This window comes from Mesorhizobium sp. M0239 (assembly GCF_040321815.1).
GTDB lineage: Bacteria > Pseudomonadota > Alphaproteobacteria > Rhizobiales > Rhizobiaceae > Mesorhizobium.
Genome location: NZ_JAMYSG010000026.1, coordinates 16106 through 29423, shown reverse-complemented (window position 1 = coordinate 29423; position 13318 = coordinate 16106). Strand labels below are relative to the sequence as shown.

The following is a 13318-nucleotide window of genomic DNA, read 5'->3' as shown; positions in this document are numbered from 1 at the left end:
TCGCCGAATAGATAGGACACGCCTTTGTCGGAAAAGGGCCAAAAGGCGGCATTACGAAGATTTAATGTGCACTGCACAACGGATGTGCAACACGGGCTCAATCCCGATCTGGGCGGTACGCCCGAGACTCCGGATCCTGTCCCTCAAAGATCAGATGATGCGCCCCGGGCCTACCTCAGCATCGGCCAAAGCGTCGCCGCCAGCAGCACGCCCATGGCGATGTTGAACCATTTCAGCCGCACCGGGTCCGACAGGAAACCGCGCAGTGCGGTGCCGAACCCAACCCACACCGAGACGCTCGGCAAATTGACGATGGTGAAAGCCACGGCGATCAACACCACCGACAGGAACGGGTGCTCGGCATTGGCATAGACGGCCATGGCGGTGATCGCCATCACCCACGCCTTGGGATTGACCCACTGGAATGCGGCTGCCTCGATGAAGCGCATGGGCCGCGCTTTCGTCTCGCCCTTGCCGGTCAGCGTGCGCGACATGGCGATCTTCCAGGCGAGGTACAAAAGATAGGCGCCGCCGGCGATCTTGAGCACGGTATGCAGCGCCGGAAACGCCGTCAACACAGCGCCGAGGCCAAGACCGACGGCAAGCAGCAGCACGAGGAAACCCATGCTGATGCCCAGCATGTGCGGAACGGTTCTGACGAGGCCGAAATTCACGCCCGATGCCAGAAGCATGAGATTGTTTGGCCCCGGCGTGATCGACGTCACGAAGGCGTAGACAAGCAGGGCAAGGAATGCGTCGAGCGACATGGATATCTTCCCTGACAAGTCAGCATCTTGTCTCTTCTCGGCGACCCCGCAAAGGCTACGGACGGCCTCACCATGGAAACTGGCTGACGCGTTCGACGCCAGCCCCGCCGAAGTCCTACATTGCCTGCGGGCCGCGGTTCAACGCTGCCACGCCGGTGCGGCAGATTTCGACCAGGCCGAGCGGTTTCATGATGGCGATGAACTGGTCGATCTTGGAGCCTTTGCCGGTGATCTCGAAGATGAAATGCTCGGTGTTGGCGTCGATGACGCTGGCGCGGAACGCATCGGCCAGCCGCAACGCCTCGACGCGGGCCTCGCCGGTGCCCGCGACTTTGACCAGCGCCAGTTCGCGCTCCAGCGGCCGCTCCTGGCCGGATTCATGCGAACGCACGGTCAGGTCGACGACGCGGTGAACCGGCACGATGCGCTCGAGCTGGTGCTTGATCTGCTCCAGCACATGCGGCGTGCCGCGCGTCACGATGGTGATGCGCGACAGGTGTTTTTCATGCTCGGTCTCGGAGACGGTCAGGCTCTCGATGTTGTAGCCGCGCCCGGAAAACAGGCCGATGACCCTGGCAAGCACGCCCGGCTCATTGTCGACCAGCACGGAAAGCGTGTGGTTTTCCGGCTTTTCCGTCTCCTTGGCGATGAAATAGGCGGAGCCGGTCGGTTGTAGCTGTGCGTTCATGACATGAATCTCGTTTTTCAGGCTCTTGAGCTAATTCTCTGTTTGCGCAGGGCTTTCTCGCGACAGCCCTGCCTTGGTTCTGCCGGCTACACCAGTTCCCTGCCCTTGGCGTCGATGGCGTTGGCCACCGCCTCGTCGGTCGCCTCGTCGGGCAACAGCATCTCGTTGTGCGCCTTGCCTGACGGGATCATCGGGAAGCAGTTGGCGAGCGTCGCCACGCGGCAGTCGAACAGCACCGGCTTCCTGACCGAGATCATCTCCTTGATCGCGTCGTCCAGCTCGTCCGGCTTCTCGCAGCGAATGCCGTGGCCGCCATAGGCCTCGGCCAGCTTGACGAAGTCCGGCATCGCCTCGGTGTAGGAATGCGACAGCCGGTTGCCGTGCAGCAGCTGCTGCCACTGCCGCACCATGCCCATGTACTGGTTGTTCAGGATAAAGATCTTGATCGGCGCGTCGTGCTGCACGGCCGCGCTCATCTCCTGCATCGTCATCTGCACGGAGGCGTCGCCGGCAATGTCGATGACCAGCGCGCCTGGATGCGCGATCTGCACGCCGAGTGCCGCCGGCAGGCCGTAACCCATCGTGCCCAGCCCTCCCGACGTCATCCAGCGGTTCGGCTTCTCGAAATGATAGTGCTGCGCCGCCCACATCTGGTGCTGGCCGACCTCGGTGGTGATGTAGGTGTCCAGACCCTTGGTCAGCTCGTAGAGCCGCTCGATGGCGTATTGCGGCATGATCACGTCGTTGTTCATCTTGTAGGCGAGCGAGTCGCGCGCACGCCATTTGGCGATCTGCTCCCACCAGGGGTAGAGCGCCTTCTTGTCGGCCTTGGCGCTCGCACGCCACAAACGCACCATATCCTCCAGCACCCGGCCGACATCGCCGATGATCGGCACCTCGGTGTGGACGTTCTTGTTGATCGACGACGGATCGATGTCGATGTGGATCTTCTTCGAGTTCGGCGAGAACGCGGTCAGCCGCCCGGTGATGCGGTCGTCAAAGCGCGCGCCGATGCAGATCATCACGTCGCAGTCATGCATGGCCATGTTGGCTTCATAGGTGCCGTGCATGCCGAGCATGCCCATCCAGTTCTTGCCTGATGCCGGATAGGCACCGAGGCCCATCAGCGTCGAGGTGATCGGAAAACCGGTGAGATCGACCAGTTCGCGCAGCAGATGGCTCGCTTCCGGGCCGGAGTTGATGACGCCGCCGCCGCTGTAGATGATCGGCTTCTTGGCACTGGCCATCAGCTCGACCGCCGCCTTGATCTTTTCCAGGTCACCCTGGACCTTGGGCTGGTAGCTGGTGCGCGGCGCGATCTGCGGCGGGACGTAGAATCCCCTGGCGAACTGCACGTCCTTCGGGATATCGACGACGACCGGACCGGGGCGGCCGGTGGTCGCGACATGGAAAGCCTCGTGGATGGTCGCGGCGAGTTCGTTGACGTCCTTCACCAGCCAGTTGTGCTTGGTGCAGGGGCGGGTAATGCCAACCGTATCGCATTCCTGAAAAGCGTCGGAGCCGATCAGCGAGGTCGGCACCTGCCCCGTCAGGCAGACCAGCGGGATCGAATCCATCAGCGCGTCCTGCAGCGGCGTCACGGCATTGGTGGCACCGGGGCCGGAGGTCACCAGCATGACGCCGGCCTTGCCGGTCGAGCGCGCATAGCCTTCGGCTGCATGGCCAGCGCCCTGCTCGTGGCGCACCAGTATGTGCTCGACATCGTCCTGCTGGAAGATCTCGTCATAGATCGGAAGGACAGCGCCGCCCGGATAGCCGAAGACATGCTTGACGCCATTGTCCTTCAGCGCCTGCACCACCATTTCGGCACCTGTCATCTCGCGCCGCTCGTTCTGTCCGTTGCTCATCGGTCTGGTCCCGTACTGTCGCCATTGGGCGTTTGCTGGTCGTTTAGTCGTGTTTCAGGCAATAAAAAAGGCCCCCGAGGGAGCCTGTGTCTTGCGCATGGGGGGTTTTCGCCCGGCGGTTACACCGCCTTGCCCACGCGCTTTCCTACGAGAATGAGTGCCGTTTTCATGGTGGCGGACACTAAGGGCGGGCAAGGCAGCCTGTCAACGGGAAAAATCGCGCCGGCGCGCACAGCGTACAGGCGCGACTGCGGTGTCAGCCCGGCGCCTTGCAGCGGGAAACGCGTGGATCGCATTTGGACGCCTTCCTGGCCTCCATCTTCTCTGGCGGATGGTGGGGTGCCACCCTTGCCGGGCCATGGTGCTGGGGCATGTGCATTGCCAACGCTTGCTGATGCGGCTTTTGTTGCCCGCCACCGAGTGCAAGACGCTGCCCCGAAACCGGCTTGGGCGAAACCGGTTTGGGCGACGATTTGACAACGATGCGTCCGTCGCCCGCGGTCCTGTCGGCATGCAGCTTGAGCGCATCGGCCTTCGCGCCGTTGCCGGCGGCCATCCGCTTGCTCACGGCGTCGCCAGGCTTCACGACGGCCGGATTGCTGGCAGCCACCGCGCCGGGGGAAATGGCCTTGCCGCCGATCGCAGTCTTGGAGCCCGCCACGATTTGCCCGTTCCCCTTTGTATTGCCGGCAAGTCTCTTGATCTCGGCGCCCCTGGAAGCATCGAGCCGTGCACTGGCAAACACGCCTTTGCGCGGAGGAACCAATTTTGCCGCCTTGATCGACTCGATGACGGGCTTCGGGAGTTGCTGCAGCCGGGGTCCGGCATTGATTGCAACCACCTGGTTGCCAAGCCGCACGTGCGGCGCCTTGTTGACCAGGACCGTCTGGTTGATGATCGTCGTGTTGCGCACGATGCCGACGTTCTCAGTGGCAGGCCGTACCACTCTGACCAGATCGACCGCGCCGATCGCCGCCACCGGCACGAAACACCACCAGGAATCGGCGAAGGCGACATCTACGTCGGGTGGTGCCGGCGCCCAGCCGACATCATTGCCGCCCTGGCGCCAGACCACCCAGGCTGGCGCCCATTGATCGCCGGCGATCCACACCCAGCCAAAATCGGGATCATAGGCCCAGCGGCCATAGTGATAGACGACATCGCCAAATGGCTCGGTGGACTGCCAGTACCAGCCATCGTCGGTCCAGACCCACCTGCCTTCGGTGTAGGGTCGCCATTCGGTACGGACCGAGGGAACCCAGACATCGCCGAAACGGCTGGAGGTCCGCCATCCGCCATAGTTCGAAAGCCTTTCGCGGACGGTGACGGAAATTTCCGCCGCATGCGCCTGCGTTCCGGGCAGCACCAGCGGGCCGGTCAGGGTCGCGCTCAAGGCCATGACCGCGGCCATTGCCGCTGCGCGTCCACGCCGGCCAAGGGAGCGACATGAAGACGCTTGGATAAAAGGTACGATGATCATAACGGGCTCCAGAGTTCCGCATCCAAAAAATCCCGGGAACCGTCCTGTTGCCCGCCACCGCTTCCCGGCTTCTCACCGATCGGTTGTCATCGGCCTCGGTGACCGCATTGCGGCATTTGACCATCAATTTTGCGCGACCGGCGCGGCATTCACAAATGGAACGTTCGTTTCCGGCGCCCGAGCGATTCCGAAACTGTCCGGCGATCTCACTTATAGGATAGACCATTGAAATCGCTGGAAACTATGGTGGGGCGTGACGAGGGCCGCCATCTCTGACGATACTTGATCGTCCGGCGGCGAGCCCGGCGGAGCCACCACCATGACGATCTGGATTTCACGGGAGGAAACCTGATGCTCGACAAGCCCTCTAGCAAGAACACGGCCCCTAGCAAGAAACTGTCCGACCTGCTCGATCGATTCGGCGCCGCGCTTGCCGCCAATGACATCGAGAAAGCGGTCGATTGCTTTCAAGAGGATTGCTACTGGCGCGACCTCGTCACCTTCACCTGGAACATCAAGACCATGGAAGGCCGCGACCAGGTCCGCGACATGCTGAAAAGCCAATTGTCGAAGACCAGGCCGTCACACTTCGCCATCGCCAAGGGCGAGGACGCGACGGAGAGCGACGGGTTGATCGAAGGCTGGATCAGCTTCGAGACGGAGGTGGCACGCGGCTTCGGCCATGTCAGGCTGAAGGACGGCAAGATCTGGACGCTGCTGACCACCATGGCCGAACTGAAAGGCCACGAGGAGCCGGCAGGCTTTGCGCGGCCGATGGGCGCCAGGCACGGCTCGGGCAAGAACCGTCCGACATGGAAAGAAGAACGCGAGAGGGAAACCGCCGAGCTCGGCTTCAAGACGCAGCCCTATACGGTGATCATCGGTGGTGGCCAGGGCGGTATCGCGCTCGGCGCGCGGCTGCGGCAGCTTGGCGTTCCCACCATCATCATCGAGAAGAACGAGCGGGCCGGCGACAGCTGGCGCAAGCGCTACAAGTCGCTCTGCCTGCATGACCCGGTCTGGTACGACCATCTGCCCTATATCGATTTCCCGAAGAACTGGCCGGTTTTCTCGCCCAAGGACAAGATCGGCGACTGGCTGGAAATGTATACCAAGGTGATGGAGCTGAATTACTGGTCCTCGACCGAGGCCAAAAGCGCTTCCTATGACGACAAGAAAAAGGAATGGACCGTTGTCGTCCACCGCGACGGCAAGGACATCACGCTGAAGCCCAAGCAGTTGGTGCTGGCAACCGGACAGTCCGGCAAGGCCAATCTGCCGAAATTCAAGGGCATGGAGACCTTCAAGGGCGACCAGCACCACTCGTCGAAGCATCCGGGTCCCGACGCCTATGCCGGCAAAAAGGCCGTTGTCATCGGATCCAACAATTCCGCCCATGACATCGCAGCGGCACTTTGGGAAGCCGGCGCGGACGTCACCATGGTGCAGCGCTCGAGTACCCATATCTCCAGGTCCGACACGTTGATGGAAATTGGACTGGGTTCGCTCTATTCGGAGCAGGCGCTGCAGAATGGCATCACCACCGCCAAGGCCGATCTCATCTTCGCTTCGCTGCCCTACAAGATCCTGCACGAGTTCCAGATCCCGGCCTATGCCGAGATGAAGAAGCGCGACGCGGCATTCTACAAGGGTCTGGAAAAGGCCGGCTTCATGCTCGACTGGGGCGACGACGAATCCGGCCTGTTCATGAAGTATCTCCGGCGCGGCTCCGGCTATTATATCGATGTTGGCGCCTCGCAGCTGGTCATCGATGGTTCGATCAAGCTGAAGAGCGGCGTCGACGTCGAGGAAATCAAGCAGCACTCTGTTCTGCTCAGCGACGGGTCGGAACTGCCTGCGGACCTCATCGTCTACGCCACCGGGTACGGCTCGATGAACGGTTGGGCCGCCGATCTGATATCTCGCGAAACCGCCGACAAGGTCGGCAAATGCTGGGGCCTCGGCTCGAACACCACCAAGGATCCCGGCCCCTGGGAAGGTGAGCTGCGCAACATGTGGAAGCCGACGCAACAGGAAGCGCTGTGGTTCCACGGCGGCAATCTGCACCAGTCACGTCACTATTCGCAATTTCTGTCGCTGCAATTGAAGGCGCGGCATGAAGGGATCGCGACGCCGGTCTACGGGCTGCAGCAGGTGCACCACAAGGGGTAGGCGAGCGCCATTCCGGCGAAGCCGGAAGAAAGAAGGAGGCACGGCTTGCACCCTGCCTCCTTCCCTAGGGAATTTACGCCGGCTTACCCGCGGCGAACTGCATCACCACCCGCTGCAGCAGCGGCACGTAATCGCGAAATGTCCGTGTCTTCATGTTGGCGATCTTGCCGCTCTCGTCCCAGATGCGGACCCGGACCGCTTCCTCATGGAAGGGGTTCTTGCGGAACTCGGCGACCTCCTCGGCATTCATCGGCCCGCCCTGCAGCGACAGCGTGTGCACCGAGGCCTGCGAAAGCCTGCCGAAATAGGTCGGGTCGGTGGCGCAGAGATAGCGCTTGGCGGCGACATGCAGCCTGACGCATTCGACGATGACAGGTGGAAAGAACGGCGCCAGCACCTCGCCGCCGGCCTCGTCATGATGCTTGTCCTCGACATCCTCGGGCGAATAGGTGCCGAACTCGCTGGTGTAATGGCCGATGTCGTGCAGCAGCGCCGCCGCCACCAGTTCGTCCGGCGCGCCGTCCTTTTCAGCGAACCAGGCACCCTGCAGCATGTGCTCCGACATGGTGACGGGTTCGCCGAGATAGGATTCGGCGCCCCGGCGCTCGAAGATGTCGGCGATGAACTCGACGATGGTGTCCGCGTTCAAATCCTGGCCGCTCATTCCGCGGCCTCCTTGAACCCGTGCTCGATTGCCGCGAGCGTCGACAGCAGACCGTCCTTGTCTGCGTAGCAACCCTGCAGCCAGCGCTTACCGGTACCGGAAAACGCCTTGCGGGCATGCATGACGCGGGTGTTGTCGACGATGAACGCTTGCCCCGCTTCGAGCTTGAACGTCACCTCGAAGGATGGATCCTCGATCAGTTCCGCAAACCGGCGATAGGCGGCGTAGTACGCTTCCATATCGCTGAACGGCACGTCGACCGTCGGCGCCAGCGAGCGGTTGTTGAAGCGGATGCAAATCAGCTCGCCATCGGGCCCGAGCTCGATCATCGGCCGCTTCGCCTGCAGCCGCACGCCGGAAGAGCCGGCATACTCGAAGCGCGCCGGGCATGAGCTCAGCAGCCGGAAGCCTTCCGGGTTCTCAGCCTGCAGCGCAGCCGCGACTGCAAACCCATCGACGACACTGGACTCGCCGCCCTCAACCGTATTCTTGATGCAGGACAGGATCTGCAGCGTCGGCACAGGGTCGCGATAGGGATTGTCGGTGTGCGCCTGGAGGCCGAGATTCGTGTAGGCGAGATTGTTCGGATTGACCTCGGCGCGCACTTCGAACCAGCGCCCGTAATTGGTTTCCCTGATGTAGCCGAAAAGATCGGACACTTTGCACAGTGCCCCGGATTCGGTCGGCAGATCGTCCATCACCGCGAAGCCATAGGTTTTCACCGCCGACAGCCATTGCCCCAGCACAGCGCGATCGCGGCTGGCCGCAACATAGCCGGCGCGCGGCACCGAATTCTGCATCGAGGCCTTGGTCCATCGCACGGTGGCCTCGCCTGTCCAGCCGGGCTGGCGGCCTGCGTCACGATCATAGGCATTGGCGCTCAGCCATGCCGCGGGAAAGCTGACCGTCTTCTGCTCGGGCACGAAGCTGACTTCCAGGGCGCCGCCTTTGATCGATGCGGCGCCGATCCTGGTGTCGGCGGGAATGTCGAGAATGGTGATGAGCCGTTGACCATTGCCGGCGCTGCGCGTCTTGTCGTCCAGCGCATTGTCGCGCAGCCACATGGCGTGAAAACGGCTGCGCGACCCGTCCTGCCAGCCAAGGTCGATTGTTCTGCCTTCGTCGCCGATCCGCGCCTGGGTGAGCATGGAGATCCGTTCCTGTCCATTGCGTCCCCCGCAGCCTGATCCGCAGGGTTTCGATTGCATGTTGATCGCGCGACAGACATAACTCAAATTATCATTTTTTAGCCAATGACCGCAGAATACTAATGGCTCGTACAAATACACCGGTGCCGCCTCTGGACTGGCTGCGCAGTTTCGAGGCGGCGGCGCGGCTGTCGAATTTCACCGCGGCGGCAGCCGAGCTCGGTCTCACCCAGGCAGCCGTCAGCCAGCACATCCGGTTTCTCGAGGAGCGGCTGAAGACACGCCTGTTTTCGCGGCTGGCGCGCGGCGTCGCACTGTCGCCGGAGGGAGCAGCCTACCTGCCTCACATCCAGTCGGCCTTCGCCACCATCGGCAACAGCACCGCGGAACTGTTCGAGCCGCGTGCCGTCCAGACCGTGACCATCCGGGCGCCGATCTCCTTTGCCTTGCTCATGCTGGTTCCGGCGCTGCCCGATCTCGCGAAGGCACTGCCGCGCATCCAGCTCGATCTGGTGACGATCCATCGCCCTGCCGACTACGATCTGCCGGGCTCGGTGCTCGACATCCGCTTCGGCAACGGATCCTTCCCCGGCCGCGAAGCCGACAGACTGACCGCCGAGCGGCTCGTGCCGGTGGCCGCACCTGCGCTCGCCGGCGACGACGACTGGCCTTCCCTGCCGCTGCTTCTGGTCGCCGGCGCGCGCGAGATGTGGGCGGAATGGTTCGCCGCCGCTGGACTGGCTGGCCATCTCAGACGATCGCACCGCTTCGACAGTTTCGTCACCGCCATGGAGGCGGCGAGCGCCGGCGCCGGCGTGCTTTTGGGCTCGCGGCCGCTGGTCGATGCGGCGCTCGACATCAAGACGCTGGTCAGGCTTTCCGACTATGAACTTTCCAGCACATCGGGGCATTTCCTAACCAAGGCGTCGACAGCACGCCTGACCGGAGCCGAACAGGATTTCCGCCAGTGGTTGCTGTCGCGCCTCTCCGCGCCGGCATGACTGGTTATGAGATTGGCCCGATCCGCTTCCAGTAGATCAACGTGCCGGTCAGCCCGCCATGCGGCTTCAGGGCATAGTCCGGTATCTCACCGGCCAGCGTGAAGCCCAGCCGCTCATAGAGGCCTGAGGCGCCCTCCTCGGTCGCCGTGTCCAGAACCAGCAGCGTGCGGCCCCTCTCGATGGCAAGGCTCTCGGCGGCCCGCATCAGGCGCGTTCCCACACCCCTGCCCCGGTAATCGACTGATGTCATCAGCTTGGCGATCTCGGCCCGGTGCGGCTGGTTGGGCGGACAATCGAGCAGCAAGGTCACGGTGCCGACCAGGTTTTTGCCATCCCAGGCGCCAAGCACCGATCTTTCGCCCCTTGCCGCCGCGGCCAGCGATTTTTCCCAGAACGTCCTTGCCGCCTGCGGCGCCAACGGATGCATGAAGCTGACCGAACCGCCGGCCGCCACCGTTGCGACCAGCAATTCGGCCAGCATGTCCTGCGTCTCGGCAGCCGGGTTCAGGGTTGCGATCTCGATCGAGTTCATGTGCAGGATATCCTGTGATTGCCATAGAAGCGGGCGTATTGCTGTCAGTCCAGATGGCGCGCGCGGCGTCGCTTTCGCGCCGCCTTGATGGCGCTGATGCGGTCGGCGTCTTCGTGCCCGAGATGCCGCCCGCGCTCGAGGATCTCGAGCGTGTACTCCTCATAGGTCAGGCCAAGCCGCTCGGCTCTGTCCATGCGCAACAGCATCACCTCGTGGCTCGGCGCCTTCCACGCCTTGGCATGGGCGGCCTGCCAGGCAAGAAAGATGTAGGGATCGCCCTTGCCCCATGGCGGGCCCTTGTACTCATCGAGAGGCGGCCCCCCATTATGGGAGCGCCTTGGTCTTCTTGCCATTGTGTCAGCCCCTGACCAGCGCGACGAGATAGTCGGCGCCGGGCTCCAGGGCATGGAAGGTGCAGTCCGACGGCGCCCCGAGCGCCAGGCAGTCGCCTGATACAAGCTTGTGCACCGCCTCACCTTCGATGAATTCGAGCCGCCCGGAAATCAGCCATATCTGCTGCTTGATGAAGGCGTATGAAGCGGCCGGAAAACTGACCTTGGCGCCCGCCGGCAGATGCACCTTGATCAGTTCCAGCGGCATATCGCCAGCCGGCGAAAGATGCCGCCTAACATAGCCGGTGTCGGGATCGCGCCACACCGGCTGGTCGGCTTCGCGCAACAGCCCGCCGCCCTGCAATTCCGCGCGCGCGATCAAGGTCGACAGCGTCATGCCGAAGGCCGACGCGATGCGCACCAGAAGCGCCGCCGTCGGGCTGGTCTTGCCCCGCTCGATCGTGCTGAGCATCGCCTTCGAGACGCCGGAACGCTCCGCGAGTTCGGCCAGGGACCAGTCGCGCGCGATTCTTTCGGCGTGTATCCTGCGGCCGATCGTCGAGGAAATGTCGTTCGCTATATCATCCATATGTCTATTATAGCGAAATATAGACGCCGGAGAAGAGCCGCCTTGCGACAATTTTCACGAGCCCCTTAATGCTCTCTACACCATCCGACCTCATCGGGCCTTAACCCCATTCGGGTAGCATCGATGCTCCAGGGAAATGGGGATTGGCCTGTCCATGTATGTCGAACGCGAAGCCTCCGTTGGAGAACCGACATCGCAGGAGCGCCGCGACGCAGAGCAGAACGACAAGCGCATCCTCGGCAATGTCGTGCAATGCGATGGCGCGCGCGCCACCATCAGCGCCTACGCGAACGACGCCGACGGCGCGGTGACCGGCCTGTGGACGGTCGGCAAGATGATTTCCATCAATCTCGGATCGACGCGAACCGTCGGCCTGGTCTACGCAATCGGCAAGTCGGACCGCGCGTGGAGCAATGAGGGCCAGAACGCCATCGAGGTCAGCATCGAGCTGATCGGCGAAGTCCGTGACGGAGCAGAGCCCGGCGCCAAACCGGTCTTCGACCGCGGCATCACCACCTATCCGCATATCGGCGCCGTTGCGCATCGCATCCGCACCCGCGACCTGCAGGCGGTCTATGACCTCGCGGGGCGTCATTCGATCACGATCGGCACGCTAGCGCAGGACGAGACGATCGCCGCCAACATCGCCATCGACGATACGCTGGCGCGTCACTTCGCCATTGTCGGCACGACCGGCGTCGGCAAATCCACCGCCGTCTCGCTGCTGCTGCGCAAGTCGATCGCGGCAAGGCCGGATCTGCGCATCCTGATCCTCGATCCGCACAACGAGTTCGCTGCATCGCTGCCCGAATACTGCGTCAGGGTCGATTCCAAAACCCTGGATCTTCCGTTCTGGATGTTCACGCTGGAGGAATTCGCCGAGGTGCTGTTCCGGGGCCGCGAGACCGAGCCGGAAGAAATCGACGCCTTGCGCGACCTCATTCCGGCCGCCAAGAATCTCTACCGCAACCCGAATTCGGGCTCCTATATCAGGCGCGGCAGCGATGCGCTGACCGCCGATACGCCGGTGCCTTACCGCATCGCCGACCTGCTCAAGCAGATCGATGAGCGCATGGGCATGCTCGAAAGCAAGACCGATCGCCCGACGCTCAAATCGCTGAAGACGCGCATCGAATCGGCGGCGGCCGATCCACGTTATCGCTTCATGTTCAACTCGCGCCTGATCGAGGACACCATCCACGAGACGATCGGCAACATCTTCCGCGTGCCGCATCATGGCCGCCCGGTAACCTGCTTCGAAATGGCCGGCATGCCGTCGGAAGTGGTCAATTCGGTCTGCTCGGTGCTGGCGCGCCTGGCCTTCGACCTCGCTCTGTGGAGCGAGGGCAAGCTGCAGCTTCTGTTTTTGTGCGAAGAAGCGCACCGCTATATGCCGGCCGACCCGCGCCTCGGCTTCGCGCCGACAAGGCACGCGCTGTCGCGCATCGCCAAGGAAGGCCGCAAATATGGCTGCTATCTCGGCGTCGTCACCCAGCGCCCTGGCGAGCTCGACCCGACCATCCTGTCGCAATGCTCGACTTTTTTCGCCATGCGGCTTGCCAATGAGCAGGACCAGGCGATCATCCGCTCGGCGATTGCCGATTCTTCCGCCTCGACGCTTGCCTTCCTGTCCTCCATGGGCCAGCGCGAAGCCATCGCCTTTGGCGAAGGCGTGGCGACGACCATGCGGCTGAAGTTCGAAAAACTGCCGAGCCACCTGCTTCCTGGCACCGCCAAGCGCGAAGAGGCCGCCTCGTCGAAAGCCGGCGACGATGTCGATCTGGTGGCGATCGTGGAACGACTGCGCAACGTGCCGAAATCAACGCAGCAGGCGATGGCCTTCGCCGAGGTCGTCGATTCAGGCCGCCAGGCCGGCGATCCCGACTACCGCAAGCCACCCGCCGCACGCGCGCCATCGGACGACGATTTCGACATGCGCTACGGCCTCAAGCCCGCAACCTTCGGCCTGCGCCCGCAACACGATTGAGTTTGGGCGTCACGCACATCGGCGGATGGGTCTGTGCACCCAAGTCAGGGCTTCCGAGATCCGTTTGGAAAAGCCTGGGTAAATCCCGTC

12 protein-coding genes are annotated in these 13318 nt (G+C 62.9%); 3 read left to right on the top strand and 9 right to left on the bottom strand.

Features of this window, described 5'->3' with window-relative positions; all coding sequences use genetic code 11:
* Nucleotides 1-170: 170 nt before the first annotated feature.
* The 4 genes from NKI99_RS24800 to NKI99_RS24785 all read right to left on the bottom strand — a co-directional run bounded on the left by NKI99_RS24800 (nucleotide 171) and on the right by NKI99_RS24785 (nucleotide 4734).
* Nucleotides 171-767, bottom strand: coding sequence for a LysE family translocator (locus NKI99_RS24800; RefSeq protein WP_352612389.1), 597 nt, complete (start codon nucleotides 765-767; stop codon nucleotides 171-173).
* Nucleotides 768-882: 115 nt separating this feature from the next.
* Nucleotides 883-1455, bottom strand: coding sequence for an acetolactate synthase small subunit (gene ilvN, locus NKI99_RS24795; RefSeq protein ID WP_023757090.1), 573 nt, complete (start codon nucleotides 1453-1455; stop codon nucleotides 883-885).
* An 86-nt stretch (nucleotides 1456-1541) separates the two neighbouring features.
* On the bottom strand, nucleotides 1542-3323 hold the full coding sequence (locus NKI99_RS24790) for an acetolactate synthase 3 large subunit (protein ID WP_352612387.1): 1782 nt from the start codon (nucleotides 3321-3323) through the stop codon (nucleotides 1542-1544).
* 256 nt (nucleotides 3324-3579) lie between these two features.
* A complete protein-coding gene (locus NKI99_RS24785; protein WP_352612385.1) occupies nucleotides 3580-4734 on the bottom strand; it encodes a DUF6600 domain-containing protein in 1155 nt (384 codons plus the stop codon).
* Between the two features lie 420 nt (nucleotides 4735-5154).
* Between NKI99_RS24785 and NKI99_RS24780 the strand changes: the two genes are divergently transcribed.
* Nucleotides 5155-6975 carry an NAD(P)-binding domain-containing protein gene (locus NKI99_RS24780; protein ID WP_352612383.1) on the top strand — a complete coding sequence of 607 codons (1821 nt, stop codon included), beginning with the start codon at nucleotides 5155-5157 and terminating at the stop codon, nucleotides 6973-6975.
* 73 nt (nucleotides 6976-7048) lie between these two features.
* On the opposite strand, the gene tmpB is transcribed toward NKI99_RS24780, so the two are convergent.
* Nucleotides 7049-7639 (bottom strand): (R)-1-hydroxy-2-trimethylaminoethylphosphonate oxygenase, encoded by a 591-nt coding sequence (tmpB, locus tag NKI99_RS24775; protein WP_127293138.1) that lies wholly within the window; start codon nucleotides 7637-7639, stop codon nucleotides 7049-7051.
* Nucleotides 7636-8787: a 2-trimethylaminoethylphosphonate dioxygenase gene (gene tmpA, locus NKI99_RS24770; protein ID WP_352612381.1), complete on the bottom strand. Its 1152-nt coding sequence runs from the start codon at nucleotides 8785-8787 to the stop codon at nucleotides 7636-7638. The genes tmpB and tmpA overlap by 4 nt, the downstream gene beginning before the upstream one ends.
* 122 nt (nucleotides 8788-8909) lie before the next feature.
* Between tmpA and NKI99_RS24765 the strand changes: the two genes are divergently transcribed.
* A complete protein-coding gene (locus tag NKI99_RS24765; RefSeq protein ID WP_352612379.1) occupies nucleotides 8910-9788 on the top strand; it encodes a LysR family transcriptional regulator in 879 nt (292 codons plus the stop codon).
* 4 nt (nucleotides 9789-9792) lie between these two features.
* Here the strand turns inward: NKI99_RS24765 and NKI99_RS24760 are convergent, their stop codons facing one another.
* The 3 genes from NKI99_RS24760 to NKI99_RS24750 are packed head-to-tail and all read right to left on the bottom strand — an operon-like array spanning nucleotide 9793 to nucleotide 11241.
* Nucleotides 9793-10320 (bottom strand): GNAT family N-acetyltransferase, encoded by a 528-nt coding sequence (locus NKI99_RS24760; protein ID WP_128305785.1) that lies wholly within the window; start codon nucleotides 10318-10320, stop codon nucleotides 9793-9795.
* Nucleotides 10321-10364: 44 nt separating this feature from the next.
* Complete coding sequence (locus tag NKI99_RS24755; RefSeq protein ID WP_352612377.1) at nucleotides 10365-10673, bottom strand: hypothetical protein; 309 nt, start codon at nucleotides 10671-10673, stop codon at nucleotides 10365-10367.
* A 4-nt stretch (nucleotides 10674-10677) separates the two neighbouring features.
* A complete protein-coding gene (locus NKI99_RS24750; RefSeq protein ID WP_352612375.1) occupies nucleotides 10678-11241 on the bottom strand; it encodes a helix-turn-helix domain-containing protein in 564 nt (187 codons plus the stop codon).
* A gap of 154 nt (nucleotides 11242-11395) precedes the next feature.
* Here NKI99_RS24750 and NKI99_RS24745 point away from each other — a divergent pair, with 154 nt between their 5' ends.
* Nucleotides 11396-13228, top strand: a complete 1833-nt coding sequence (locus NKI99_RS24745) for an ATP-binding protein (protein ID WP_352612373.1) — start codon at nucleotides 11396-11398, stop codon at nucleotides 13226-13228.
* The last annotated feature ends 90 nt before the right edge of the window (nucleotides 13229-13318 follow it).

Coding starts and splice junctions, on each gene's coding strand:
- NKI99_RS24800 (WP_352612389.1), bottom strand. CDS start 767: ATGTCGCTCGACGCATTCCTTGCCCTGCTTGTCTACGCCTTCGTGACG.
- NKI99_RS24755 (WP_352612377.1), bottom strand. CDS start 10,673: ATGGCAAGAAGACCAAGGCGCTCCCATAATGGGGGGCCGCCTCTCGAT.
- ilvN (WP_023757090.1), bottom strand. CDS start 1,455: ATGAACGCACAGCTACAACCGACCGGCTCCGCCTATTTCATCGCCAAG.
- NKI99_RS24780 (WP_352612383.1), top strand. CDS start 5,155: ATGCTCGACAAGCCCTCTAGCAAGAACACGGCCCCTAGCAAGAAACTG.
- NKI99_RS24765 (WP_352612379.1), top strand. CDS start 8,910: ATGGCTCGTACAAATACACCGGTGCCGCCTCTGGACTGGCTGCGCAGT.
- NKI99_RS24785 (WP_352612385.1), bottom strand. CDS start 4,734: ATGGCCGCGGTCATGGCCTTGAGCGCGACCCTGACCGGCCCGCTGGTG.
- NKI99_RS24745 (WP_352612373.1), top strand. CDS start 11,396: ATGTATGTCGAACGCGAAGCCTCCGTTGGAGAACCGACATCGCAGGAG.
- NKI99_RS24750 (WP_352612375.1), bottom strand. CDS start 11,241: ATGGATGATATAGCGAACGACATTTCCTCGACGATCGGCCGCAGGATA.
- tmpB (WP_127293138.1), bottom strand. CDS start 7,639: ATGAGCGGCCAGGATTTGAACGCGGACACCATCGTCGAGTTCATCGCC.
- tmpA (WP_352612381.1), bottom strand. CDS start 8,787: ATGCTCACCCAGGCGCGGATCGGCGACGAAGGCAGAACAATCGACCTT.
- NKI99_RS24760 (WP_128305785.1), bottom strand. CDS start 10,320: ATGAACTCGATCGAGATCGCAACCCTGAACCCGGCTGCCGAGACGCAG.
- NKI99_RS24790 (WP_352612387.1), bottom strand. CDS start 3,323: ATGAGCAACGGACAGAACGAGCGGCGCGAGATGACAGGTGCCGAAATG.